Origin of the sequence: Paenibacillus sp. FSL H3-0457 (assembly GCF_037981725.1) — a bacterium.
Taxonomy (GTDB): Bacteria; Bacillota; Bacilli; order Paenibacillales; family Paenibacillaceae; genus Paenibacillus; species Paenibacillus amylolyticus.
Genome location: NZ_CP150283.1, coordinates 5097965 through 5124886 on the forward strand (window position 1 = coordinate 5097965; position 26922 = coordinate 5124886).

Genomic DNA, 26922 nt, shown 5'->3' on the forward strand with positions numbered 1-26922 from the left:
GTTCAGAGTAACTAATGACAATGATGCAAACAGTCTATATGATTAGGAATATATCCATTAATGTCATGTTAATTAACATCAATTACATCAAGAAACGAAAAAACATCAGGCTGTAGGAAAGGGGCTACCTATCATGGCTATACAAATACAAGGCGTATCCAAATCATTTGTCAGTGCAACCGGAGAAGATATTCAGGTCCTGGCTGAGGTTTCGATGCAAATCAAGAAACAGGAGTTCTTCAGTATCGTGGGACCGAGCGGTTGCGGCAAAAGTACGATTTTCAATATTATCGCAGGTCTGCTTAAGCCGACAAATGGGAAGGTTATCGTCTGTGGCGAAGAGATCGATCAGACCACCGGACATGTCGGTTATATGATGCAGAAGGACCTGTTACTTCCTTGGAGAAGCATCCTGGACAATGTCACGCTAGGCTTGGAAGTGAAGGGCATGTCCAAAAAGGATCGCGGCGATATTGCCATGGATTATCTGGATCGCTATGGCCTGGCCTCATTCGCAGAAGCCTATCCCTCCACACTATCAGGCGGTATGCGCCAACGTGTAGCCCTCATTCGTACCCTCGTTACCCAGCCCGATATTATATTACTGGATGAACCCTTCTCCGCACTTGATTATCAGACCAGACTCATTCTGGAGGATGAGATCTTGTCTATCCTGAAATCCGAGGGCAAGACAGGCGTCCTGATCACGCATGACATCGAGGAAGCGATTGCCATCTCCGACCGTATTGCCGTTATGAGTAAACGACCAACAACCGTGAAGCAGGTGTATGACATTGGTCTCGCCTCGCAATATGGCTCAGCACTGAAAGCCCGCTCCGACCAGAAGTTCAAACAGTATTTTGAATCGATCTGGTCAGAGCTTGATATCCAAATGGGGAGGATCAGCTAATGAAGAGCACATCACCTGAAGTTACCCTTGCCGGAAAGCCTGCTGGAGTTGCGAAAAGCAAACGCAGACAGCCCACCTTCTCCAAAGAATGGCTGATGACGATGCTGTGGCGGTTCATTATTGTAGCGGTCATCCTGGTGATCTGGGAATCCGCCGTTCGTCTGAAACTTGTTAACGGATTCCTCATGGGATCACCAAGCGCCATTCTTGATGCCGCCATCACCATGGCTAGCTCAGGACAACTGCTTACAGACGCGTTTGCAACGGTGAATGCCACCGTTATCGGCTTTGTAGCCGGAAGCTTAATCGGATCATTGGCAGGACTGCTCATGTGGTATTCCAAGTCCGTTGCCCGTGTGCTCGATCCATTCATTGTAGCGATGAACGGTATTCCGAAGATCGCACTTGCTCCCATGATTATCATCTGGTTTGGCTCAGGCATCTTCTCCAAAATTGCTCTGGCCTCCGTGGCGACATTTATCGTCGCGCTATTATCCGCCTACCAAGCGACGCATCAAATCGACGAATCCCAGATTAATCTGATGAAATCCTTCGGTGCAAAGAAATCACAAATTTTCCGCAAAATTATCGTTCCTTCCTCTCTGCCATGGATCATCTCGGCCTTCCGGATCAATATCGGTTTGGCACTGGTGTCTGTTGTAGGTGGAGAATTCATCTCTTCAGATAAAGGACTTGGACACATGGTATTCGTCGAAGGTAACCTGTTCAACCTTCCGGCCGTATGGGTCGGCGTGTTCATGCTTATGCTGGTCGCCATGCTCCTCTACACCTGTGTCGGTTATATCGAATCCCGTCTCCTTCCATGGAATGACAACAAGACCAGCAGCAAATCCACATCTGTATAGCTGACCTACAACGATTAAAGGGGACTGATGACTAATGCGTACATTCAAAAAGATAGCTTTTCTAACAGCGATGACGGTTATTTTGACTACACTGCTCAGTGCATGCGGAAGCAATGCCACAACACCCGCGAGTGGTGCAGGTGCATCTGATAGCGGGGGGCAAGCAAATACGCAGGTGGACAAAATTATGGTCTCCGAGGTGTATCACAACCTGCTCTACCTTCCCTTGTATGTAGCGAACAACCAAGGTTTTCTAGAGGAGAATCGCATTGAGCTATCTTCCATCCGTGCTGCCGGAAGCGGTCCAACAGCATTGTCTTCGGTGATCTCAGGCGAGTCGGCGTTCTCCTTCCATGGTCCTGAGCATGTCGCATTTGCTAATGCAAAGGGCGGAGATGCTCGCTCACTGGTCCTTCTATCCGGCAGTGCTCCAGTATGGGCAGTTGCGCGAGAAGGAGTAACCGTGAACTCGACAGCGGATTTCAAAGGTAAAACCATCGTTGTGGGCTTGGCACCTACAAGTTCGAACAGCTTACTGCAGAAACTATTCGCTGACAATAACATCGATATCGACAAGGATGTGACGATCACTGAGGTTCAGAATGGCTCCGAGCTTGGTGCTGTATTAGCCGGCAAAGCCGACATTGCCATCGTTTACGAGCCGCAGCTGGATCAAGGCATTGCTGAGGGACTGCATATTGTCCATGATTTTACGAAGGATTATCCTGACTTTGCCTTTGCAACCATGAATACAACTGCAAGCTTCATTGAAAAGAATCCTGATCTCACCCAGCGCTTTGTCACCTCTATTGAGCAAGCTCTGGACTACATTCAATCGAATCCTGAAGGCGCAAAAGCAGTTGCCGTGAAGGAATTTCCGAATCTGGACAAAAACGTCGTGGAGCAAGCGGTACAACGCATGATCGACAGCAAGGTATATCCTGCGGAGGGGCTCATCAATGAATCAGCCTTCGAGACCGCAATCGACATGCAACGCTTCATCGGCAATCTGAAGGAAGACCTCGCTTACGAGGAGATTATCGATTCAAGCTTCACCACCAAATAGAGAGAGAAAGGGTGATTACTCTGAACCAGGACGACTATCTCACACACCGCCGTACAGAAAGCGCCAAATATGCGGACGGAGTTATTACAAGCGAGGAGCTTGCCCTATTTACAGCAGACTTGGAGCTGATTCGAAACTTCAAGTTGCCAGAAGAAGTAGGGCCCAATCCCCCGCATAGGAGCGTGCCTCTGCGATGATTACGAAACCACTTAACGAGCTGACGATTGCTGAAGCCGCAACACTGATTAAAAATAAGTTGATATCTCCTGTTGAGCTTACAAAATCCTATTTGAATCGCATTGAGAAAGTAGAGCCTTCTGTGCAAGCCTTTGTTACGGTCACCGCCGAACAGGCTTTGCAGGCCGCGAGAGAGTCTGAACAAAAACTGATGAATGGCGAATATCTCGGTCCTCTGCATGGTATTCCCTATGGAGCCAAAGACATTATCCATACCGCTGGCATACGCACCTCCGCTGGATCAAGTACCTTTCCAGACTTCGTACCCGGAACGAATGCAACAGTGATTGATAAGTTGCAAGCTGCAGGAGCTATCCTGCTCGGCAAGACAACAACGACGGAATACGCCTTTCAGGGAGGAGAACCACCAACCCGCAACCCATGGAATTTAGAACATACCCCGGGCGGTTCCAGCTCCGGCTCTGCCGCTGCAGTAGCGGCTGGCATGGCTTCCTTCACACTCGGGACACAGACCTTTGGATCTCTGCTTAGACCCGCAGCTTACAACGGATTAACCTGTATGAAACCCACTTACGGCAGAGTTAGCCGTAATGGTGTCATCACAGCCAGTTGGAGCCTGGATCATATTGGCGCATTCACTCGGTCCGCACAAGATAACGCAATCGTTCTGGAAGCAATGGCCGGGCAAGATGAGCTGGACTCCTTCACGCTTCCTTATGGCAAGCCAGACTTAAAAAATGTTCTTGAGCATCCTATTTCAGAAATGGTGATCGGTCTCCCGAGCAACTTCTTCCAAACCGATGAACCAGCGATCTTGTTAGCGGTAGAGTCGGCAATCGCTGTGCTTGAGAAGCTGGGCATGCAATGGAAGAAAGTTGACCTGCCCTCTTATATGGAAGAGACCATTGCTGCTCATCGTACGGTTATGCGGGCAGAAGCTGCCGCCTTCCATCAGGAACGCTTCGCGGAAGCCTCTGATCGTTACGGCCACACGATGCGGGAGCAGCTTGAACTCGGTTACCAGACGAGTGCCGTTGATTATTTGCAGGCACAACGCATCCGAACGATATTCCGGAGCGAGATGATGATGCTTTTCGATGAAGTGGATGTGTTATTGACTCCATCAACACCCTATGTGGCCCCATACGGCTACAAGACGGGGAGCCCGATTTTTAACGGACCGTTCACCAATACGGGTCTACCTTCCATCACCGTACCCATCGGGTTTGATACCACCTCAGGGAAGCAATTACCTATCGGCATGCAGCTTGCTGGTCCACTCATGCGAGAAGACCGCCTGTTGTCCATCGCTCATCATTATCAGCAGGCTACGAACTGGCATCAGTTAACACCAATCATACACATTCATTAGGAAAGGAATGACCGCTACGATGTCTACCATCATACATGCAAGTGCAGCACCCAAGTTCCCGCTTCCTTTCTCCCATGCTGTCCGCGCAGGAGATTTCCTCTACGTCGCAGGTCAGGTAGGTGTCGATCCACAGACGCTTGAGCCCATTGGCGGCATTAAGGAGCAGACGGAGCAGTGCATTCGTAATATTGAGGTGATCCTGCAAGAAGCCGGACTTACACTCGATCATATTGTGAAGGTAACCACTCATCTGGCCCGAGTCGAGGATCAACCCGAATACAACGAAGTGTATGCGCGAATGATTAAACAACCCTATCCCGCCCGTATTACCGTATTCAGCGGTTTAGGCCCTTATTTAATTGAAATGGAAGTGCTGGCGTATGCGCCTTCCATTCGAGGAGAGTAACACACACCAAAGAGCACCTGTAGCCATAGATGGGTACAGGTGCTCTTTTTGTTCTAGAAACCCGGTTCTCTTTTGAGAAAAGGGTTTCTTTTCGTATTCCTATTTTGTTTTGAAGCGAGATGCTTCTTCGGCCAGTTGTTTGGTCAGTCCATCAATTCTCTGCACCATATCTGTCAAATGTTCCGTCATGCCGGACTGTTCCTGCATTGTTGCTGTGACTTCCTCAACAGAAGCCGACACCTCTTCACCGGAAGCAGACAAGTTCTGTGCCGCCCCAATGACATCATCCTTATCACGTTCAATGGATTCGATCTCTGTGGCAATAGCTTGAACCTGGCTCATCATCTCATTCATATTCTCGGTGACAAAATTGAATGTCTCCTTGGTCTGGCTAACGCTGCTCTTATGCTGTTCCGCAATTGCTTCAATAGCCTGAACACTTCGGTTATTCTGCTCCACGTGATCAATGGTCTGCATCACAATTCGGTTGATATCCTCCGATTGAGCTGTCGTCTGCTCTGCCAGCTTGCGAATCTCAGAAGCAACGACTGCGAAGCCACGTCCCTGATCACCAGCTCTCGCCGCCTCGATCGAAGCATTCAAAGCAAGTAATTTCGTCTGATTTGCGATTTCGGCAATCGTACCTGTAATCTGGTGAATGCCCGAGGAGCTTTCGGCGAGTTGCACTGTAATTTTGGAGATGTTGCCAACTTCAATCTCGTTCTGCCCGTTCACCGCAATGAGTGCATCAATAACTTCATGATTATTTTTGAATGCATCCGTAATTTCATCTGCCTTGAACTTCACTGCCTGCGACATTCCATTCACGTTGGCAATCTTGTTACCCACATTCATGAATTTGTCCACAATGGCTTCCGTATCGTTCGCCTGGGACTCCATCGCTCGTGAAATCTCAAATGCTGTTGTCGTTGTTTCGGCAATCGTGGTCGAAGTTTGCTGAGTGGACTGTTCCAGCTCGGATGTACTTGTTTTCAGGATGCCGATGGAATGGTTCATGCTGGAGATCAGCTGTTTATTGCCTGCTGCCATGGTATTGAAGCTGTCCACCAATTGTTTGAATTCTCCGCTATATTTACCTTGAGCCTGCACCGTCAGATCGCCGTCAGCAAGCTGTCTGAACAACACAGTTAGTCTTGTAATTGGTCTGGTTACCAGCAAAGAGATCAGAATACCCGCTACGACGGAGACCGCAATAGCACTAAACAGAACAATATACATCTGTTTTGCCATCGCACGCAAAGGTTTCTGCACATCACTCAGTTTATCTTCAACAACGACGGTCCAGTCTGATCTTGGTATTTTGGAGTAATACGCCACTTTCTCATCTGTGCTAATATCCCCTTGCTGTAGTTCAGCGCCAGGAGCAAGATCTATCAATGATTGGTATTCGCCGGACTCCATCTTCTGGCCTGCCAACTTCTCATCCGCTGAATCGTAGATGACCGTACCTGCACGGTCCAGAATGATCACTTTTCCCTCATCATTAATATTGATATTTTGTAGCTGATTAACGAAGAACGAGGTGGATGCTGCAGATACGAGCACTCCCTGTACTTCTTGATTCTCATTGTAGATTGGCATGGCAAAAGCCGTACCTAGTTGTCCTGAGGACTTGGCTACAATCCCTTCACTAATCACATTTTTACCCTGAATCGCTTCTTGGAAATATGCCCGATCTCCGCGTTCTGCCTTGATAACTGCCGGATCATTCGCTGCAATAATAATGCCATTCCGATCCAACAAAATCAGACTGTTGTTACCTTCCATACCTGCCAGACTGTCCGCAAGAATACCACTTGCCTTATCCAGCAGTTCATTGTTTTCCGAGAAAAAATTCTCCCCTTCCTGTCCATCCGTATTTCGAATCTCCAGCAGATCCTGGAAGGTCCGATGTGTTGTGATCAAAAAGGTGGATTGTTCTTCCAAACTTAGTGAAGCATACAAACCTGCCCCCACCCGGTCCGAGGTTGCTTTAATCTCATCTTTGCTTTTGTCGAGTGTGATGACAGCCGCTACAGTGTAGGATACTACTGCAGTTACCGCCAGTACGATACACACCAGCAGACTGATCATAAGTGGCAGTTTGACTCTGAACGACATGTTGCGCATGCGTTCTCTTGCCTTGCTAAATACCATGATTACATTCACCATCCATTTTCATTTTCATCATTATGAAGTCCAAATTCTATGTATCTACTTTATATCGGTCGATATCAAATAATCTGTAAGCTGTTTCCCCAGTTATTCTAGGTCAAAGGCCACTGCAAACGATTGGAAAATGAAGACTTTGGGTTAATACAAAATATGACATCAACATCGTATAATATATGAAATACATATCGTGCAGGAAGAGGGACAACGCATTGAATCCGAAAATGCCTACTTTATTAAATGTCGAATAGGAGAAGTGATATGGCAAAAACAGCATTACCTACGCTATTAAATGTCGTGCGCATTTTATTGAGTGTGAAACTGATCTACGTAATTGTGTCCTTTATCGTGTTCCTCATTGACTTCAACCAGAACATGGAGACCTATCTGGGTTTCTTACGCAAAGGAGATGATCTGGCTTACGCCTCTGGCGTAATCTTAGCCAGAATGTTGTTTATCATCGGTCCCAGCCTGCTTGCTGTTATATTCATCACCAAAAGAAAGTTCAAGCTCACCGTGACGTTTCTGAGTCTGGCGCTATTCGTTGCCATTCCGAATGAGAGTAACCTGTTCACCCTGATTCATCTCTTCGCCCTGCTCATCGTGCTCTTGCATCGTCCAAGCAAGATGTATCTGAAACGAAAGGATACCCCTGTCAATGTAGCCGTAGTTGAACCGAAGAATTAATTCGAAAAGGGGATCACATGATATTGAAGTCCAGATACACGGTGGAGCGCATAAGATATGATGTCATAATAAAAAAACAAGGACGTTCCTATGTATTACAGGAAGGTCCTTGTTTAATGTGACTCATTATACAAAGTGATTGTGAGATTTACAATTACAATGCAGCTTGATAAATTTGTACTACATCTTCACGTTGCAAGTTTTTGAAGAATCCGAACGGACCAAATCGCATCGCTTTATCAGCCATTACATCAATCTGACTGTCGTCGATGTCATAGTCCGCCAGACGGCTAGGGGCACCAATCGAAGTCCAGAATGTACGCAGCGCTTCAATGCCTTCTTCAGCAACTTGTTTGTCCGACTTTCCAGTAGGATTAATATCAAATACATTAATGGCCATACGTTTGAATCGATCTACATCCACATCCAGATTATGCTTCATCCAGTGTGGGAAGAGGATTGCAAGGCCACCCCCATGCGGAATGTCGTACACAGCCGAAACGGCATGTTCTATATTGTGAGAAGCCCAATCTCCGGCAAGCCCCATATTCAGGACATCGTTAAGCGCCATTGTTCCGCAGTAGAGAATGGTTTCACGCAGTTCATAGTTTTCCGGATCTTTGATCAGACGAGGGGCTGTATCGATAACGGTACGAAGAATCGTCTCACAGAATCCAAGCTGAACCGGTGTATTCGTATCCAGATGGAAATAATGTTCAAACACATGAGACATCATGTCTACCATGCCGTATACAGTCTGATCCAGTGGTACGGTGTATGTGTACTCCGGATCAAGAATGGAGAACGCTGGGAAAGAATACTCGCTGAACCATGCCCATTTTTCCTGCGTGTCCTGATTGGTTATTACTGAACCGTTGTTCATCTCGGAGCCTGTCGCTGCCATCGTTAGAATTGTACCCAGTGGAAGTCCGCCTTCCGGGGTTGCTTCGCGCACAACAACATCCCACATGTCTCCATCGTATTTGGCTCCTACTGCGATGGCTTTCCCGCAGTCTAGTACACTGCCGCCGCCAACCGCAAGAACCAGATCAATGTTATGTGTTCTGCATAGTTCTACACCCTTATGAACCGTAGACAGACGAGGGTTCGGTTCCACACCAGCCAGTTCCGTAACCTCTGCTCCGATTTCATTCAACTGGCTGATTACCTGATCGTACAGCCCGCTACGTTTGATGCTTCCACCACCATATACAAGCAAAATACGCTTTCCGTATTTTGGAACTTCGGTTTGTAGTGCTTGAAGTTGCCCTTTGCCAAAAATCAGCCGGGTCGGATTATAAAACTGAAAAGATCTCATAACATATGTTCCTCCAAAGAAGTCTGAAATTTTGTGCATCCACCATTATAGTTCTCTTTATTCGTAAAAACAAATACAGACAAGAAGGAGATAACAGATGAGTATGGAGTCTGTCATGACTAAACACTGTTTTCCTGGACAAAAAAGCTCCTGCCAGCAAAGTGGCAGGAGCTTACATCACAGGCATTCAATATGACCATCACATGCTTCCATAACAGGATGGTCTACATCCCCTCAGATATTAAGAATTCGGTACTTAGGTTCTAACCCAGATCGGCAATCCGCTGTCCAATACGCGGAAACAGCCCGAAGGCATTCTCATAGAAGACTTTATCATGATGCTGTTCCGGTACAAGTCGGCGGACAAATTCGGCATACAGATCGATGGGCGCAAGCGGCCAGTCGGTGCCAAACAGCATTTTCTCGTAATGATCCGAATAGACCAAGGCCCGGCGGAAATGATCCATGAACAAAGGCTCGTTCATGAACCGTTCAAAATGGGGCCGATCCCCCACCACAAGACCAGACAAATCCGCATACACATTAGGATTCTTCGCCACCACTTCAGCTGCATCCATCACCCAGGGATCACCCAGATGACAGATCATGAAGTTCACACCGCGTTGCTGCAAGGCTAATTCATCCACCGTCAACGGATGCGAATATTTGAGCAATCCATTCATGGAGTAAGTGTCACCCGTATGAATCACGACAGGCAGGTTGTACTTGGCTGCGAGTTCATAGACTGGGGTATAGATTTTGTCGTACACATAATGATGATAGTATCCGGCATAGAGTTTGATTCCGGCTACCTCCGGGGATTGCAGTCTAGCTTCAATCCGGTCAAGCTCGTCCTGAGCGTTTTTACCGTCTAACGCATTGGGATTGATCCCCACACATTCCATGAGGAATGACGGAACCTTCTCTTCCAGATCTAACCCCATCGGGTTAGGGGAACTGGAATCCGGGAACGCTCCCTTCGTCTGCTCCGTAACCCCCATTCCGATACCCATAATGACGTCGTTCTTATCAAACTCCGCTTTAAGACCAGCGGCAGAGTAATCCACTTTAGACAGATCGATCGCTGTTCGGTGAAAGCTGTCGATGTCCGACAGATGAATGTGAATATCAATGATCGACATGTGAAGCCTCCTTTTCATCGGTAGAAGTTACAAAATTCAGTTTGAGAAGGTCATGCACATCCGCTGAACTCAGCGGGATCTGTCCCAGAACCAGATATGTCGGCTCCGTCCAGACCGTCTCCCCCTGCTGGAGTGTCATATGATGATGTACGTTCAGACCCGTCACCTGATTATTGGCAAACCCCCACGCACTCTGATTCGGGTAACGATGGACCGCATGCAGCATGTTTTCACGCGAAACCGATCCTACTCGCAAAAGATCTTCAAGTGGCAGGCCCACATCCACCTTGCCCAGCGGGAATCGATCTTTACCCGGTTGCTCTATCCAACCTTCCGCAAATACAGATGAAGGCTGGAGGAAACGTTCCTCCGCAAGCGAGTAATCCGTCAGCGTCAGGCCACTTTCGTTTGTTACGGCAAGCAACGTGCATAGCACAGGAACACCGGGCAGCATCAGATAATGCTGGTGGATCGTGATTCCACGATTCGCTTCATGCTTCTCAATCCGGGTGGTCAGCTTTATACCCTTCCAGACGTTGCCGTATTGATCCTTCTGCTCTGTCCAGGAAGCGGCTCTTTGTTCCAACTGGCGGCTGAAACCATTCATGCCTGGAACCCCAACACCCAGTCCGCCGTACCACGGATTCCACCACGAGCGTGGAGCCGGTTCAGGGTACGAGCTATCCAGCCATTCTTCTCCTGCATATTTCAGGGAGTGTACTACACTCCCGAATTCAGGAGCAACAGCGATCGACAACACCCCATTGTCTACACTGTACAAAGGTCCAGATGAACCTTCTTCAATCATCTGCTTCACCTCTGTTCCGCTCTGTGGGAACCAAAGGGCAGTTCGCTCCTGAATCCGATCTTCGCCCCGGTATAGCCCACGAACTTTCCAACCACTCGCGTGCTGGTCTCGGTCCGCTTCGTCTGGTGAGAATGTCAGCTTGGCTGAGTTTAGATTCTGCTCCGGATTGAATTCCTTAGCATTGGCCATAACCTCCGGTTTGCCACCCTGCTGCACATATAGCTCCAGCTTGCCCGCAAGCGGAACCAGTTTGTGTTCAGTCAACGTTGCTTGCAGCACGTCCGGGGCAAATGGATTCCCCTCACTTAGTGTCAGATCCAGATGACTGTCCAGCAACGGAATGACCGGGTTACGCTGCTTCCGTGCAAACGCACGGAAATCATGCCATTTGGCAAACGTGTTCAAAGCATATACAGTTGCTTTGGTCCGTACAACGGCTCCTGCGGCAATACGGCCAAGCTCATGCTGCAACCCCAGCGTGTATTCCGGGCGAAGCAGCTTCAGAGAAGGGTCCCAATAGATACCGCTGGCACCATACTCTTCTTTGCAGAACAGCCAGTTCTCCGTAATCTGTGAGCTATTCCAATGGCTCGGATCGCCAGCGTAAGAATCCCCCATATCCACAAAACGACCTTGGTAAGGGAGGATTAGCTGGTTTCCGTAGAAACCGAAGTTATTCATCAGAAACAGGTCTTCTTCCCAGGCGGTGTCTCGTGTATTTTCAACCTCTTGGTGGAATTCGGCGACTCCATTCGCAGACAGCTTGACCACGGACTTAATCTGCAAGCCAGGGAAATCCTCCGAGTCATACAGTGCTTCAAGAACCTGACGTTCACCTTCGGGATAAATATTCACTTCTTTTGCTTGTTTCTTGGATAACTCTTCGGCAAACGGCTTACCCAGCTTCGGATAAGTCCACCAGAATGAATGACGGGAACCGGGATATTCAATCCACATGTTATTATCTTGCTTGCTCATATGAAGAGAGAATGCGCCATTAACAGCCACCCATTGATCCTCAATCTGCCCACCATATTTCCCTTCGATTCCCTTCATCAGTACAGAAATTTTGCTTGTAAAAGAGATCGCATCGTTCCCCACTGGGATTGCCGTCACTTCTACTTCTTGGGAATAGAGACCATACGAACGCAAGGTGAAAGGTACTGGCACAGACACTTTGCCTTTGGCAGGCACCGTAAAGCGCACCGAACGCTCTGCCCATTCAAGGAATTCATCCTCCGGCAGGTCCAAGCTGAACTCCGTTTCGGCATCCACATTATTTTCCACGTTCAGAACCAGCTCAGCCGGGATGCCTGGATAGAGTTCCTTCACAGGCAAGATGGTCTTGATCTTGGCCGGGAATTTCGGGGCAATACCTAACCTGAACTCCGCTTTCTTACCGCCGATCAACCATGTGCTGGCAACCACGGGATGCGTCTTATTGTTATTCTGTTCCTCTGTAATTGGATCAAGGTGAAACTCACCTTCCAAGATGATGGTTTCTCCCGGAGCCACTGCTCGTGCAACGTCCAGCGCAAATCGAATGTTTTTGTTATCCTCACCCTTGATCTCAACTGCCAATTCGGACGCAGAAGTGTTTTTAATGCGATAGCGAACGTTATAGCTGGAACCGAATACCAGATCATGATCATCGACTTCTGTTAAGATTTCGTAATCTGGTGTTTCGAGGGCAGTCAGCCCGCGACCCGACTTTTCAAATTCAGCCCGCAGGGAGACATCTCCCTTTTTCCACGTGTAGTCAAAGAAATCAAAACCACGCTCCCGTCGGCCATCCGGCTCGACCACGAGTTCACGCGTGCTGTCTGCATACCAATCCAACTCCTCAAAATAAGGAGCAAGTGCTTCGGTCTGCAAAATGGTAGGGATGAAATTCATCAGATGCACATTATCATCTTTTTTTTCCCAGAAGAATCCGCATTTCTTGTACATCGGTACAGCCTTTGTATTGCCTGCCCATGTGAACAGATCCAGGCGAGGCCATCCGGCCTCCACGGTCTTGCGCACAGCATTCAGGATCAGATTACGTCCAACTTTATAACCGTGATAGTCGGGGCGTACGTTAAGCAGCGGTACATATAGCGCTCTCTCGTCATAGCGGTAATGAGCAAAACTGCAGAAGCCAACAACCTCTTTCTCATGAACGGCTAGAAACACATAAAGATTGGACGAACTCTCCATCTCCCGGCGAACTGTTTCCTCTGTTCTAAGGTTGGTGCCACCTCCCCAGCTTTCATTACTACGGTTCCACATATCAGCGAGTGCGGCAGCGTAAGAGGGATCGTATTCAATAATATGGATTTGGTCGATAATCGAAGTTACGGTCATATTTGGATCTCCTTATCTTTATGTACAGGATGGTGAAGAAGCTAGTGATAGTCTTATCATACTATAATTGGAAGCATTTTCAGAGCATTATATCATTGCTTCGGTATCCACTTCCGTATGAAGTGTCAATGAATCCATGCAACCCTTATGTACGGGTAAACATATTGCCGCAGTGTGCCCTGAAATGGACATCCATGTGAACTTTGACAAGCTCTATTCGCTATTGTTACTCTTTGTACAGGAGTGTTTCTTTTATATATAAAAAAGATAGATTCATGGAGGGAAAGCATGACAGAATGGATCACGCAATTTATACTCTTTTTTAAAGATTTGTCATACGCAGGTCTGGTCATTGCCTTGTCGTTTGAATTCGTACCTGCTGAACTTGTACTGCCCATGGCGGGATATTGGGTGTATCTTGGGGATATGAAGCTTTGGCTGGCTATACTCGCTGGTACCGTAGGTGGAACGTTTGGACCTCTGACGTTGTATGCCCTGGGACGATATGGCGGCAGACCGATGGTCGAAAAATTCGGCAAGTATTTCTTGATTCGCCCCCACCATCTGGACGCTTCCGATAAGTTCTTCGAGAAATATGGCAGCGGGGTAGCTTTCTATGGACGTTTTGTACCCGGTATTCGGACCGTGATCTCCATCCCATGTGGAATGGCGAAAATGAATGTGTTTAAATTCAGTATCTTTACCTTCTTGGCCATGCTTCCAATCACCTCATTGTACATCTACTTAGGCTTCAAACTAGGCTCTCAATGGGAGCATGTGGATGAGATTGTTAAACCTTATATCGTTCCGGCAGCGGTGATTTTCTTAGGTGCTTTTGGATTTTACGTGCTTTTGAAACGTTGGAAAAGAAGAACGGCTTTGAACAAGTCATAGGCTTGTTAAGTAAGGAAAAGAGATGCGCAGTTTGAGGTTGAGTTTGGTAAGCATTCACTTGTGAGAATAGATATAAGCCCCACTGATTGTGAAGATCAGTGGGGCTTTTGTTTGAAAAAAGAAAAAGCCGCTAAATACGGACTTCTTTTTTTGCCACTGAAGACTTAAAGTCTTGATTTTACTATATCGATGTCATGAAAGTAGGCCTCACGTATTCTTATTTCATTCGAAAGCAAACCACCTTGAACCGAGCCAAAGGGTTTATTTTTCTTCAAGTGAAATAATAAATTTTAGTGAACTATGTAACAGCTAATAATAAATCGGTTACCAATTCTTTTTCAAGTAACTGTATTTCCTTTAGTTTTACTAATATAGCTGAAAAAGTTTTCATATTATTTGTAATGGTATATTTCAATGATAAATTTTTCAACAACAAACATTCATTGCACAGAAATAGAGATTTTTTTGATAAGTCTTCAAAATCCTCAGCATTCAAATATCCTTTTGATTTTAAATAATCTATCCTTCTATTCATGATCTTCTTGTGTTCCCAGATTATCCTGCATAATCTCATATCTTTACTTAATTCTATGTCATCAGAAAATTTAAGTAGTAGTTCATCATATATAGCTAGTCCGAAAACAGAGTTTCTAGTACCTTTATGTGTAAGGAAAGAGTTTTGGGATTTTACGAAATCTTCTAAATACAATTTAAAAATATCCAAATCAAACTCTAAATTAAAATGATAAACATACTTAGTAGTGTTACTTGTTAATTCAGAAGTGAAATTTCTTATGAATTTAATAGTGGATTCCGGATTTTCTGTGAATGATAAAACAAATTCTGCAAATGGTATGGCGTATTGGCCAAATATCATTTGTTTATTGTAACCAAGATAATACAGCCTCTTTTCGTTTTTATTGTAACCGTATATTAAATTATCATGATGGAAATGTCTTCGCTTATAACTTGATTTGTTAGACCAGTAATATTCATCAATACCAACTTCTACATAATAATTTAAGTCAATATTTTCTAACACTATATCCAAAATATTTTTATTGAGCGTATTGATTGTATTTTTGTTTACGTTTGAATACTCTAAAAAAGGGATGTTAGGGTATTTTCCATTGTGGGAGAAGAAATCTATTTTAAAGTCATCTATTGGCTCTTTTCTATTATTAAAAGTGTAAAGTTGAGTATAGTTCGTGAAAAACCAGCCTAAGAAAGCCTTATCTTTCTCTAATATCGCGAGTGGGTATGCATGATTTAAAAAAGTTTGAATTGAGGGGGGATGAATCTCTAATTTTTTCTCCACGTGTTCACTCTCCTTTATAATTAACATACCTTATCATGTATACTTAAATGATTATTTGTCAATTCCCTATAATAAAAAATATGAATTTATAATGAAATATGTATTAGAACCTCTCTCATGACACTTAAAGTACGATTAAACATTGAAACGACTTATTAAGATCCTTAGATCAAGCCCTAATCGCATAACCGCTTAGGGCTTGATCTATTTATTTCTTGAATAAAAAAGTAAGGTGTGAGTATGCAGTTCATTTCCCAAATTAACACGTGATTTCTAAATCAATTCCTGCCTTCTTTTCAAATACACATACAACACTACGCCAGATGCCGCACAGATCACAGCACATAAACCGATGAATCCATATCCCGCCTGAAGTCCGCGCAGCAGTCCCAACTGAGTCGTTGAACCGTACAGATTCTTCACGCCTTCAATCACCCAGCCAATCACATAGTTACCGATGACACTACCAACCCCCATCAAGGTAACCGTGAATGTAATCGCGGTGTCACTGCCATTCGGATATCTGCGTGCAATAAACGCCATCACTGTTGGATAGATCATCGCTATACCCGCGCCAGATATCGCAAAGAAAATCGCAAGACGCTCTCCCCCTGCAAGCGCCACGAACGTACATACTCCTGAGAACGCCGAGAACAGAATCAGTGACAATACAAATCCGATCCGGTCCGTCAATGGCCCAAGCAGCAGGCGTCCCAGCGAGAATGTGAGGAAGAACGCAGATAATAACCCGGAGGCTTTGACCGTGTCCCACGTGTAGGCTTTTTCCAGGAAATTAACCAGCCAACCCCCAACAGCCAGCTCCGATACCACTCCAAAAGAAAGAATGAGCACCATCAGCCAAAGGGCAGGATCACGTGTTAACGTCTTCAGTGAAGTCCGATCTTCATGAGGAAGATCATCCCCCGGGAATTTGCTGCGCAGCGCCGCAATGATCGGCAGCAGACAGAGTGACAACATCACCAGATACATGCCACGCCAGTCCAGTTCGTGTCCAAACACGCTCAAAGACATCACACCCGTCGCCAACAAAGGTGCTACCGTTGAACTTAACCCATAGAAGAAATGGGACAGGTTCATCATCGTACCTGTGTTTTTCACAAAGATCCGCGCACCCAGAATCGCCAAAGCAATCTCCAGCATGCCGTTACCGATGTACATGAAGAAGTATGATGAAGCAAAGAGTGGATAGGTATGAGACACATAAATGAACACACCCGATAGGATCATCGATGCAAACGATATGATGCTAACCGCCTTGATGCCCCATTTGCGAACCAGAATAGCCGTGAAGGAGCAGGCGATCAGGTACCCCAGTGCATTCAGGGACAATAACGTCCCGAGCTGTTTCTCATCCAGATTGAAGTCGAATTGAATGCGCGGAATGGCTGGCCCCTTAATATTTTCCGATATGCCAAATACGATAAATCCAAGAAAGATCGTTGCCAGTTGCATGGCGTACAGCTTGTTGAAATTTCGTTTGTTGCCTTGCGTACCTGCTTGCTGATTCAAAATAAGTTCCTCCATTGTGTTCAGGAAAATGATTGCACGTTATAACTACGATTGCAGTACCATCTTCCGACCGCTGTTATCCCTGTATTTTTTTGAATTGTTCCTAAAGGTGAAAATACAGTGATAAAGGCGTTCTTCAGATTGGTTCTGCCCTCTACGTTATCGTGTCAATGATTTGTACATTTGAAATAGGAAACATGGTTAAGCTTTACCACTGCTTCTCAACCACCTGAATGCGGTAGGTCAGGCTCTCCAGCGTCACCGCGACCAGCCCCGTGACATATTCGCGACGAGTGTCTCTTTGGATGATCAACTCCGGCATATGCTCCAGTGGAATCATTCGATCCAGACAACCTTGCATCAGGTCATCCCTCATAGCAGGGTCCGTCGTATCCCCTGTGACTACAATCGTAGCGGGGTTAATGATCGCGATGATGGATACCAGTGTCTGTACGACCAGTTCCTGCAACCCTTCCACCATTTTCAACATTCGCAACTGCTCTTCTCGTGACACGCCAAAAGGTAAGAAGGACACCTCGCCCCCAAATTGCGTATTCCCGGTCAGCGGACGACCATCAATGATAAAGCCTGCACCCGGAAAATGATTCTCCGGAAACGTCACCACCGCAAAATTCTTCTCTTCCTCAAATTGCTGCTGGTTGTACAGTCCGTAGACCGTCAGGTTCATATCGTTGCCAATGACCACTTCCACGTCTTCATATTGCTCCTTAAGCCTTGGCCCAAGTGGCTGATACATCAGCTCCGGTACGTCGCAAATCCCAATCACACCGTTGTGTGCCACCCCAGGTATGCCGATCCCAATCGCCTGCACATTGTGGTGTTGTTCAATCAGATTCCCAATCAGATCCTCTACCACCGTTACATTAATCTCATCCAAAAAGAATGTCTGTTCATCCGCCATCTCTCCGTTCAGATTGGCATATGTATGTGTGATTGAGTGAATGCCGCCCTCTGTCCGAATAATCAAGCACAACACACTTGCGTAGTCCGCATTAAACTGATACCGACTCGCCGGTCTTCCCCCACTCGACTCATCTGGACCCAGATCGATAATCTCACCCGTTTGGAGTAATTCGTTCAGGATCGTGCCACATGTGGCTACGCTGAGTTTCGTCAAGTTTGCAATGGAAGCTTTCGTGCCTACGCCCATGGATCGGAGCGTGTTCTTCACCAATTCAACGTTAATTCGCTTCACCTGCTGGGTGTTGTGTGATGTGGGTAACATGGTAAGTTATATGCCTCCTTTCGTTCATTTCGAACCATTCAATGAATGTTTTTAAAAGTGTTTTAATAATTGAAGTGTAGGAGGATTTGGAAGGAAAGTCAATGCTAAATTGGAAGCGAAAATCGTTTGGATGGAAAGGCAAAAGGACAGCGCAGGATCATCTTATATGATCCTGTACTGTCCTTTAATTTAGGGTGACTTTATGTAGACTGGCTCATTTGATTTGCCAAGATGCTCTTCTCCAGTCGAACTTTAAATAACTTGCGGTTCAGATCCTGTTCCATGGAGTGAAGGTGATATGCCGCCTGTTTAACCGTGTCCATCTCTAACACACCTGCCTGCTTAGCAATGATGTCCATGGCATCTAGGATGAGTTTGTTGCATGTGATGAGTTGATCAACGTAATCGTCTTCCTGTTCTACGAGTTGTGCGTACTGCAAAGTTAAGTCTTCGCTGTTGGTACTTGTCATGTCACCACTCCTAAAATTGGTACGCATAAGAGTACCAGATATACAAAAAGTATATGGTACGCTCATGCGTAACGTCAAGACCATATGGAAATTTTAGGAGTGATTTAGCATGGCAAAGAAAGTCGTTGTTAATATTCATAAGCTCATTGAAAAACATAATATCTCGTTGCGAGAACTGGCACGTTTGTCTGATATTCGCCACGCCGCTTTGAGTGAGTTGCAGTCAGGGAAACGTGAGAATATCAATTTTGCTCACATTGAACGGATTGCTGAGGCGTTGGGTATTGATGATATAAGAGAAATTATTGAGATTAAGGATATGTAATGTAGGTATGTTTGTTATATGCACATCCCTTTTTTAAAAAAATATCATAAAAACGTACTAAATAAGTAATCAAAATTTAGAGAAAATGGTCGTTTTCTTTATTAAATAGTCCATACTTATATTGTAAGGATTTTAAAAAGTCCAATTCAATTAATAACCGCCCCTCTGCTAGAAGAGTTACTTTAAAGGAACTGAATATAATCAATTGTTGACTATTATTTTCTCCCATAATATCTCCCGAGATACATAAAGATTTATCTAAAAGGGTCTTTGCCTTTTTTTTGTTACCTTGAATATATAACGCAATTGAAAGATTAGCCAGAACCATAACATAATCTGGTGAATTTATTAATTGTTTAAACTCATATATCCCTCTCGCTTCATTAAGGTATTCTATTGCTTCAGCTATATTTCTTTGATCTATCATCATAGTCCCAAGCTTTCCTAAGTCTTTGGCCACTTCAGGATGATTTAGTCCATAAACTTTCCTATCAATTTCTAGAGCTTTATTCAAATAATAGTAGGCCGATTTAAAATCTTTCAAGATTTGATGGAGGCCACCAATATTATAGTAAGTAATTGCGAAATCATGATTTTCGTAGTTTCCTAGTTTTTCAAAAACATCTAATGAATCTTCGTAATATCTTTTTGCCTTTTCCAGATTTTCTTCGGCCTCCTCTACCATTCCAATATTATTTAATAATATTGCATTATGGGCGTTGACTTCATTGAAAATCAAATTATTAATCTCCATTGCTTTCCTGAAGTACCTTCTTGCATAAAAGAAATTGTACTCATTGTAATATGAAAGTCCTATATTACCATAGTCATTTGAAATCGAAATATTTTTCTCTCCAAAAAGTCTTTTATTAATATCTATTGCCTTTTTATAATAATCTCTTGAGGATTCATTTTTGCCTGTGAGTCTATAAATGTTTCCAAGATTACTATAAACCAAAGCAATAAATTGGTCTGTATTTTTCCCTGCTTTTTCCCAGAACTTAATTGCCTTCTTAAAGCATTCTTCTGCTCTTTCATATTCTGACATATTAGACAGTGTCATTCCTAAACTATTAGCGATTTGACCCAAATCAACATTATCAAAATTTTCGGGATTACTCTCGATGAGTTCATCTAATTCTAAGTGAACTGAAAGAGATTCACTAAAATTCCCCAATTCTCTTTCAATATGAATTAAACCATTCAATAACAATGCTTTTTGATTAGGTTTCATAAACTCATCATTATTAGCTAGTAATATATACTTCTTCGCTTCAATAAACTGACCTAATTTTAAATGAACATTGCTTAGATTAAAGTAAGATTTGGATAGTAGACGTTCTTTATCATCACTAACTACTTTTTCTGAATAATTATAAATTAAATAGGCAAGTTCTTTTGCTTCACTAAATACTCCAAAATCCAAATAATACAAATATACTATATTCAACATTTCCACAACATCTTTAGTGATTTCATCATCCTCGCTAATATAAGAAGAAAGATTAAGAATATGAGGAATGATATCAGAGACTGAAATTTGAAAATCTTCAGAACGATTAAATAACATCATTAAATGCTTCGCTACGGCAGATACCCAGTTACTTTTCTCATCATTAGTTAGTTTGTCATTAACTATGAGTTGAATTAAACGATGAATTGAGAAAGCATTATTACCTGTTTGGATTAGGGAATAACTTCTTAATTTAGTTAGTAAATCATCAAATTCGAAAAGAGTCTTAATTGAGGTTTTTAAAAATTCGGGTAAAATCTCACTAACACAAAATATATCCTTTCTAATCAATTCAGGAAATAAAAATGAACAAAATATCATAAAATCATTAGCTACTGGAAATTCTTCACATAATTTCTGAATAGAAATTTCCCACGTAGTAGCAACATTGCTTGAATAATTTAGAGGTTTTCCCCGACTAACTATTTGGCTTCGAAATTTCTTGAATCGCTCCAAATATTCAGCTAGTGTCAATCCTGACTCTCTAATATAGGCACTAGCTTGTTCTAATGCAAGCGGTAGATCCCCTAGTGCTATTGATAATTCCTCTGCCGCCTTTAAATCATTTTGCCCTGTACTTTTGGTTAAAAACTCGATTGATTTTTCCGACATCAAAAGGTTAAGTGCCATACTAACTAACCAGTTCGGATTCCTAGTTGTTATTAGTATATGACCTTTATGTTTTAACGGAATGAAGTTCGCTAACTCAGACTGACTTTCAGCATTATCAAAAATTATTAACCAATCCTCTTTTTCTTCCATCCATCTAAAGATTTCTTCTTTAGCTATTGATTCTTGTTTTTCATCTCTAATAGGCAATCCCAATTTCACACACAAAGCCTCAATATCAGCCATTATAGTTAAAGTTTCATCAGATCTAATCCACCACACTGTTTGATATTCGTTTTCTTTGACATAAGCATATTCTATAACCAATTGACTCTTTCCGATTCCCCCCATTCCATGTATTGCTATTAATCTTTGAGTATTAGCATGTTCCACAAACATATCTTTGATTTTTTGTATTTCAGCATCCCGCCCAACAAAAAATGGATGTCTACGATGAGGAACATTCCAAATTTTCGAATTAATCTGTATTTTTTCTACTTGATCACTCCTTTCTTCCGATTTATCAAAAAAAAGTTTCTCAACTTTCAGTTTATCCCAACTGTTCTGTCTGGGATTGAATTCAAACGGTACTCTTTCAGTTGTCTGTTCCTCTGGTGTAATTCTTATTATTGAAAAACTATTTCTAAATCTTCCTCCCGAGTATGCAGCTCCCCCGGAAATGAAGTATGCTTTATTAAAGCTACGTGTTGCTGGTTCATAAGCTCCGTGTGTGTGTCCTGAAAGAATAAGGTCTGTGCGCTCAGAAAGATATCTGTAAGTAGATGGACGTTCATTATATGAATTTTGCTCTTCCTCATTTAGCCACGCTGAGGGATGATGTACTACTCCTACAGCTACATTAGAATTAATACTTCGATCTTTGTAATGTGCTATTTCCCCTTCAGCGTTCATAAGCTCCAACTGCGGAAGTCCTATCCATAGTTTCCTTGCATCATCATTATTCCTACAAAACCAAGCCGAATTTAAAACCACAAAATTAATTCCCTTCAACTTTCTTGTGCCAAATAAATAATTTTCTTTATTATTTATCTTTAAAGGAACTATATTGAACTCTTTACAAAACTCAACATAGTCATTAAATGGACCATACAAATTCCTAATATTATCTATACTTAACCAGCTATCAGCCTCAGATGAAGAACTTGGAATTCCTAATCCAATCGTCCTATTTCGAGTCATATCATGATTTCCTGGACATAGGATTACATCAGTAGTATCCAATGAGACTATATGTAGCAGTTCCTGTAACCAAGATTTTGCAAGGGAGTAACCTTCAACTTTCCCCTGCCAAGTTATATCGCCAGAAACAACAATTATGTCAGGCTTTTCCTTTTCATCTAGATTTGACAAAGTGTTAAGTAATTCATTTAATGCATTCTTTCTTTGTGCTATCTGTGTCCTGTCATTGTCCATTCCAAAATGGATATCTGATAGATGCAATATATTAACTGTACTTTTCTCCATATATTACCCTCCCTATTTAATTTTTTATTAATCCTTTGGAACTAGTTTGATTTAGATAAATTGTACCATAAAATGAAAAGTCACACTCGATTTTACCCATATCATATTGTCCTAAGTCACTTTATTTATCATTACTTTCTTCTCCCAATCCCCCCATTTAACAAATCCCCAAAAAAACTCTAACCTAATAACGAACCAATCATTCACTATTAAGGAGTCGTTCCCGACAGTGCAAGCCAAGAAAGACGAAGTCAGGAAAGAGATTGAATACGCGGCGCTCAAGGTCTTTTTTTGAAAAAGGCTATGTGGATGCCAAGATGAGTGATATCGCGGATGAGATCAATATTTCCGTGGTTAATATCTATACTTATTTTAAGAACAAGAAAGAACTATTCTACGCCGTCGTGCCACCGGATCTGGTGGATTAGTTGAAGAATGTGTTGGTGGAGACGATTCACTTTGATAATCAGACCCTGTTCGAGGAAACGGATAGCGAGCGAAAGTCAGCGCTGTTGCAGGAACAGGTTGATGTATTACGGAGATATTGGAATCAGATTGTCATCATCTTTGAAAAGAATAAAGGTACGATCTACACCAACGCCAAGAATGAACATGTTGAACTGATGATCGAAACCAAGAAGGCATATCTGAAGAATCAATAAAAACGATATGAGATTGGCACCGAGGAGAACTTGATCTTGTTGAACATCTGCGATCAAATCTATCCAATAAATAAAGGCAGTCGATGATACCTCGACTGCCTCCTAAGTTTATAAAGTTTTCTTTACCGTTAGCTGATCCATTCAATGGTAAGCCTCTGATAAATTCTACTCTTTCATATTTACAACTCCAAACTCCCCCCGTTGGATTCAATCACCTTTTTATACCAGTGGAAACTGTTCTTTTTGCTTCTTTTCAGGGTGCCTTTGCCCTCATTATCCTTATCTACATAGATGAATCCGTAGCGTTTTCCCATCTCACCAGTGGATGCACTAACGATGTCGATGCAACCCCAAGCTGTATAACCGATCAGGTTAACGCCATCACGGACTGCCTCTCTCATTTGTTCAATGTGAGCGCGCAAAAACTCAATTCGGTACGTATCGTTAATGGTGCCGTCCTCTTCAACCACATCAACTGCACCCAGACCATTCTCTACAATCATCATCGGGATGCGATAACGATCGTATACGTGGTTCAGCACGTACCGAAGTCCAACTGGATCAATCTGCCATCCCCAGTCCGTAGCTTTCAGATATGGATTTTTGTATCCACCAAAGACGTTACCTTGGGTCTCATCACCCTCTGGACGGGTACCCACCACGTGAGATTTATAGTAGCTAAAGCTATAGAAATCAACACAACCTTGTTTGAGAACTTCCTGATCGTCATCAGCCATCTGAATGTGAATATTTTTCTCTTCAAAATACCTCTTGGCAAAGTCGGGATACTCCCCTCTAACTTGCACGTCGCTGCTCATCATATTGTTGATCTGATCCATTCTCAGAGCCTTTAACATATCCTCAGGTTTACATGTACTTCCGTAACCATGACTATAATTAATCATACAACCAAGTTTGAAGTCTGGATTGATCCCATGTGCAAGCTTGACGGCTTTGGCACTCGCGACGAATTGATGGTGCAACGATTGAAATCTCATCTGCGTGCTGTCCACTGCTGTATTGTTAAATACGCCGCCTTTTTTATCAACCAGAAGTCCTCCCGCCAAGTAGGCACCTGCCGGAACAATCAGGCTATTAATCTCGTTAAAGGTGATCCAATACTTCACCACGTCTTTGTAACGATTAAAGATTGCGTCGCAATATTTCACATAACAATCGATCATTTCCCTGGAAGCCCAAGCGTTAAATTTCTCGGTTAAAGCAAACGGTGCTTCATAATGGGAGATTGTAACGATCGGTTCGATATTATACTTTTTCAATTCATTGAACACATTGTCGTAAAATTGAAGTCCTGCTTCATTTGGCGCTGCATCGTCTCCGTTAGGGAAAATTCTGGACCATGCAATGGACATTCTGTAACAACGGAAACCCATCTCTGCAAACAAACGAATGTCTTCCTTGTAATGATGATAAAAATCTACTGCTTCATGAGAAGGGTAATGAACTCCCTCTTCAGTCGTTATCGTGATCCGACGGGGAACCGTATGGGTTCCGCCCGTCATCATATCGGCTGTACTCGCTTTTTTACCATCAAGGTTCCAGGCACCTTCGTATTGATTCGCCGCTGTTGCACCGCCCCACATGAAGGATTCGGGGAAACCATTTTTGTTATTCATGAACCATTCCTCCTTAAATAATCTTGATGAGATTTTCACCGATTGTAATTGATGCTTTGTCAGTTGTAATGACATCTACAAAATCATCCGAATTCGTAACAATGATCGGTGTAGTCAGATCGTAACCTTTAGTCGCTATGGCATCCGTATCAAACTCAATGAGCAAATCTCCAGCTTTTACAGTATTGCCTTCTTTGACGTGAACCTTGAAATGCTCACCTTTCAACTTCACCGTATTCATCCCGATGTGAATGAGAAGCTCCGCACCATCATTTGAACTAATACCAATGGCATGGGACGTAGGGAAAACCGCAGATACCACTCCATCGGCTGGTGCTACAAGTTTTCCGACCGTAGGTTCAATAGCGATCCCTTTTCCCATAGCGCCCGTTGCAAAAGCTTCGTCATTAATTGTGGATAACTCCAGAACTTTACCAGTCAACGGAGCAGTGAGGACATGTTCAGAAACACCGGCAACTGGCGTACGATCGTTCGTAGCAGATTTTTCTTGTGTTGATTGATTCTTTCCATCCTCAGGTACATCTTCAAATCCTAAGATAAGAGTCATGATGAATGTAACTACAAATGCAATCACACAACCAATTGCCGCATGAACCAAATTCCATGGATGATCCGTGATAAATGCCGGCAGGGTAGCTATACCTGCAATACCTAGAGCCGATCGAGCTACACCGAACAATCCAACATATATACCCGCTACAGCGCCACCAACGATTACAGCGATTAGTGGTTTTTTCAATCTTAGATTTACACCAAACAAAGCGGGTTCGGTAATTCCGAGCAGGGCAGTTACACTGGTAGAATATGCAACTTGTTTAAATGCTTTATTTTTAGTTCGGAGAGCGACCGCAAGCGCAGCTGCACCTTGAGAAATATTGTGTACAAGCATACCTGGACCAACAATACTATCGGTTTTCGTCTGAGCATAAGCAGTGAGCACAACAGGTCCCAAACTATAATGCATACCTGTCATAATCAGGAACGGGAATGCCCCGCCGATAATACCAGATACTAACCAACCTGCATGTGTATTAACAAAAGAAACGCCTGACGCCAGGTAGTTACCCGCGATGGCACCGATTGGACCTAGTACAATCAGCGTTAGTGGAGCCATAATAAGAATCACGATCAACGGTTTAAGAATGGATTTGATAACCGATGGTGAATATTTCTCCGCAAACCGTTCAACATACGACAAGATCCATACCGCTAAAATAATCGGAATAACCGAAGAAGTGTATGTCGCCGGAGTAACAGGCAGTCCCAAAAATGCAACTGGCTTACCTGCAGACATCAACGCCCCTAAGGCAGGATGCAATAGAACACCAGCAATGGTTAGTGCAAAGCCCACGTTAGCTTTAAGCTTAACAGCCGCACTCCAGGCAAGCAGCATCGGCAAGAAGTAATACGCCGCATCACCGATAAAGGTCATAATCGTATTGAATTGCCCATCCAGATCAACGAGATCAAATGTTTTCAAAATAAGAAGAACGGCTTTGATCATTGCACAACCAATCATGGCTGGCAGGATGGGTGTAAAGATTCCGGAGATCGTGTCCAGAAGCGTAGTCAGTTTTCCTTTTTTCACAGTAGGAGCATCGTCATTGGTTGCAAAGTTCCCCAGCTTCGTCAAAGCTTTATACACATTGTTTACCTCGTTACCGATAATGACCTGATACTGCCCACCACTGCTGGCAACACCCACCACACCTTGTACATTTTTTAACACTTCATTGTTCGCAACTTTCTCATCTTTCAGATTAAATCTCAATCTTGTAGCACAGTGTGTTACACTATCTACATTTTTTTCGCCACCCACTAGTTTCAAAATATCGGCGGCTGTGCTTTCATGTTTCATGTACTGCTCCCCCTCAAACGTTTTTATGTATAAAAAAAGACCTAGAATTCTATCGAATATAGA

21 protein-coding genes are annotated in these 26922 nt (G+C 43.7%); 10 read left to right on the plus strand and 11 right to left on the minus strand.

Annotated features, from left to right (window positions below):
* The first annotated feature begins 133 nt into the window (after window positions 1-133).
* From MHH25_RS22510 to MHH25_RS22530, 5 genes are all read left to right on the plus strand, one after another.
* Complete coding sequence (locus tag MHH25_RS22510) at window positions 134-910, plus strand: ABC transporter ATP-binding protein (RefSeq protein WP_036617567.1); 777 nt, start codon at window positions 134-136, stop codon at window positions 908-910.
* Entirely contained in the window at window positions 910-1776 is an 867-nt protein-coding gene (locus MHH25_RS22515) for an ABC transporter permease (RefSeq protein ID WP_076252834.1), read from the plus strand. Before MHH25_RS22510 ends, MHH25_RS22515 begins: the two co-directional genes overlap by 1 nt.
* Before the next feature lie 34 nt (window positions 1777-1810).
* Complete coding sequence (locus tag MHH25_RS22520) at window positions 1811-2842, plus strand: ABC transporter substrate-binding protein (RefSeq protein ID WP_076252835.1); 1032 nt, start codon at window positions 1811-1813, stop codon at window positions 2840-2842.
* Between the two features lie 193 nt (window positions 2843-3035).
* Window positions 3036-4412, plus strand: coding sequence for an amidase (locus MHH25_RS22525; protein ID WP_076252836.1), 1377 nt, complete (start codon window positions 3036-3038; stop codon window positions 4410-4412).
* A 19-nt stretch (window positions 4413-4431) separates the two neighbouring features.
* Window positions 4432-4818 (plus strand): Rid family hydrolase, encoded by a 387-nt coding sequence (locus tag MHH25_RS22530; RefSeq protein ID WP_047843941.1) that lies wholly within the window; start codon window positions 4432-4434, stop codon window positions 4816-4818.
* Between the two features lie 99 nt (window positions 4819-4917).
* Here MHH25_RS22530 and MHH25_RS22535 read toward each other — a convergent pair whose 3' ends face one another.
* Complete coding sequence (locus MHH25_RS22535; protein WP_179087909.1) at window positions 4918-6975, minus strand: methyl-accepting chemotaxis protein; 2058 nt, start codon at window positions 6973-6975, stop codon at window positions 4918-4920.
* 276 nt (window positions 6976-7251) lie between these two features.
* Here MHH25_RS22535 and MHH25_RS22540 point away from each other — a divergent pair, with 276 nt between their 5' ends.
* Complete coding sequence (locus MHH25_RS22540) at window positions 7252-7677, plus strand: hypothetical protein (RefSeq protein ID WP_047843942.1); 426 nt, start codon at window positions 7252-7254, stop codon at window positions 7675-7677.
* Window positions 7678-7831: 154 nt separating this feature from the next.
* On the opposite strand, the gene MHH25_RS22545 is transcribed toward MHH25_RS22540, so the two are convergent.
* The 3 genes from MHH25_RS22545 to MHH25_RS22555 all read right to left on the minus strand — a co-directional run bounded on the left by MHH25_RS22545 (window position 7832) and on the right by MHH25_RS22555 (window position 13291).
* Entirely contained in the window at window positions 7832-8995 is a 1164-nt protein-coding gene (locus MHH25_RS22545) for an iron-containing alcohol dehydrogenase (protein WP_036674351.1), read from the minus strand.
* Between the two features lie 263 nt (window positions 8996-9258).
* On the minus strand, window positions 9259-10137 hold the full coding sequence (locus tag MHH25_RS22550) for a TatD family hydrolase (RefSeq protein WP_036617253.1): 879 nt from the start codon (window positions 10135-10137) through the stop codon (window positions 9259-9261).
* On the minus strand, window positions 10124-13291 hold the full coding sequence (locus tag MHH25_RS22555) for a GNAT family N-acetyltransferase (protein WP_340018141.1): 3168 nt from the start codon (window positions 13289-13291) through the stop codon (window positions 10124-10126). Before MHH25_RS22555 ends, MHH25_RS22550 begins: the two co-directional genes overlap by 14 nt.
* Window positions 13292-13579: 288 nt before the next feature.
* On the opposite strand from MHH25_RS22555, the gene MHH25_RS22560 reads away from it, so the two are divergent.
* Entirely contained in the window at window positions 13580-14185 is a 606-nt protein-coding gene (locus MHH25_RS22560) for a DedA family protein (RefSeq protein ID WP_036617246.1), read from the plus strand.
* Window positions 14186-14483: 298 nt separating this feature from the next.
* Here the strand turns inward: MHH25_RS22560 and MHH25_RS22565 are convergent, their stop codons facing one another.
* The 4 genes from MHH25_RS22565 to MHH25_RS22580 all read right to left on the minus strand — a co-directional run bounded on the left by MHH25_RS22565 (window position 14484) and on the right by MHH25_RS22580 (window position 18749).
* Window positions 14484-15503, minus strand: a complete 1020-nt coding sequence (locus tag MHH25_RS22565; RefSeq protein ID WP_340018142.1) for a hypothetical protein — start codon at window positions 15501-15503, stop codon at window positions 14484-14486.
* A 273-nt stretch (window positions 15504-15776) separates the two neighbouring features.
* A complete protein-coding gene (locus MHH25_RS22570; RefSeq protein WP_282322128.1) occupies window positions 15777-16976 on the minus strand; it encodes an MFS transporter in 1200 nt (399 codons plus the stop codon).
* 265 nt (window positions 16977-17241) lie between these two features.
* Window positions 17242-18279, minus strand: coding sequence for an ROK family protein (locus tag MHH25_RS22575; RefSeq protein ID WP_340018143.1), 1038 nt, complete (start codon window positions 18277-18279; stop codon window positions 17242-17244).
* A 200-nt stretch (window positions 18280-18479) separates the two neighbouring features.
* Complete coding sequence (locus MHH25_RS22580; protein WP_340018144.1) at window positions 18480-18749, minus strand: hypothetical protein; 270 nt, start codon at window positions 18747-18749, stop codon at window positions 18480-18482.
* Window positions 18750-18858: 109 nt separating this feature from the next.
* On the opposite strand from MHH25_RS22580, the gene MHH25_RS22585 reads away from it, so the two are divergent.
* Window positions 18859-19074 (plus strand): helix-turn-helix transcriptional regulator, encoded by a 216-nt coding sequence (locus MHH25_RS22585; RefSeq protein ID WP_340018145.1) that lies wholly within the window; start codon window positions 18859-18861, stop codon window positions 19072-19074.
* Window positions 19075-19150: 76 nt separating this feature from the next.
* Here MHH25_RS22585 and MHH25_RS22590 read toward each other — a convergent pair whose 3' ends face one another.
* Window positions 19151-22681, minus strand: a complete 3531-nt coding sequence (locus MHH25_RS22590) for a tetratricopeptide repeat protein (RefSeq protein WP_340018147.1) — start codon at window positions 22679-22681, stop codon at window positions 19151-19153.
* A gap of 317 nt (window positions 22682-22998) precedes the next feature.
* On the opposite strand from MHH25_RS22590, the gene MHH25_RS22595 reads away from it, so the two are divergent.
* Together MHH25_RS22595 and MHH25_RS22600 are read left to right on the plus strand one after the other, a co-directional pair.
* Window positions 22999-23109 (plus strand): TetR/AcrR family transcriptional regulator, encoded by a 111-nt coding sequence (locus tag MHH25_RS22595; protein ID WP_340018148.1) that lies wholly within the window; start codon window positions 22999-23001, stop codon window positions 23107-23109.
* A complete protein-coding gene (locus MHH25_RS22600; protein WP_340018150.1) occupies window positions 23110-23343 on the plus strand; it encodes a hypothetical protein in 234 nt (77 codons plus the stop codon). It abuts the gene before it with no gap.
* Between the two features lie 179 nt (window positions 23344-23522).
* On the opposite strand, the gene MHH25_RS22605 is transcribed toward MHH25_RS22600, so the two are convergent.
* A complete protein-coding gene (locus MHH25_RS22605) occupies window positions 23523-24980 on the minus strand; it encodes a glycoside hydrolase family 1 protein (RefSeq protein ID WP_340018152.1) in 1458 nt (485 codons plus the stop codon).
* Between the two features lie 13 nt (window positions 24981-24993).
* Complete coding sequence (locus tag MHH25_RS22610) at window positions 24994-26859, minus strand: beta-glucoside-specific PTS transporter subunit IIABC (RefSeq protein WP_340018154.1); 1866 nt, start codon at window positions 26857-26859, stop codon at window positions 24994-24996.
* Window positions 26860-26922 lie beyond the last annotated feature (63 nt).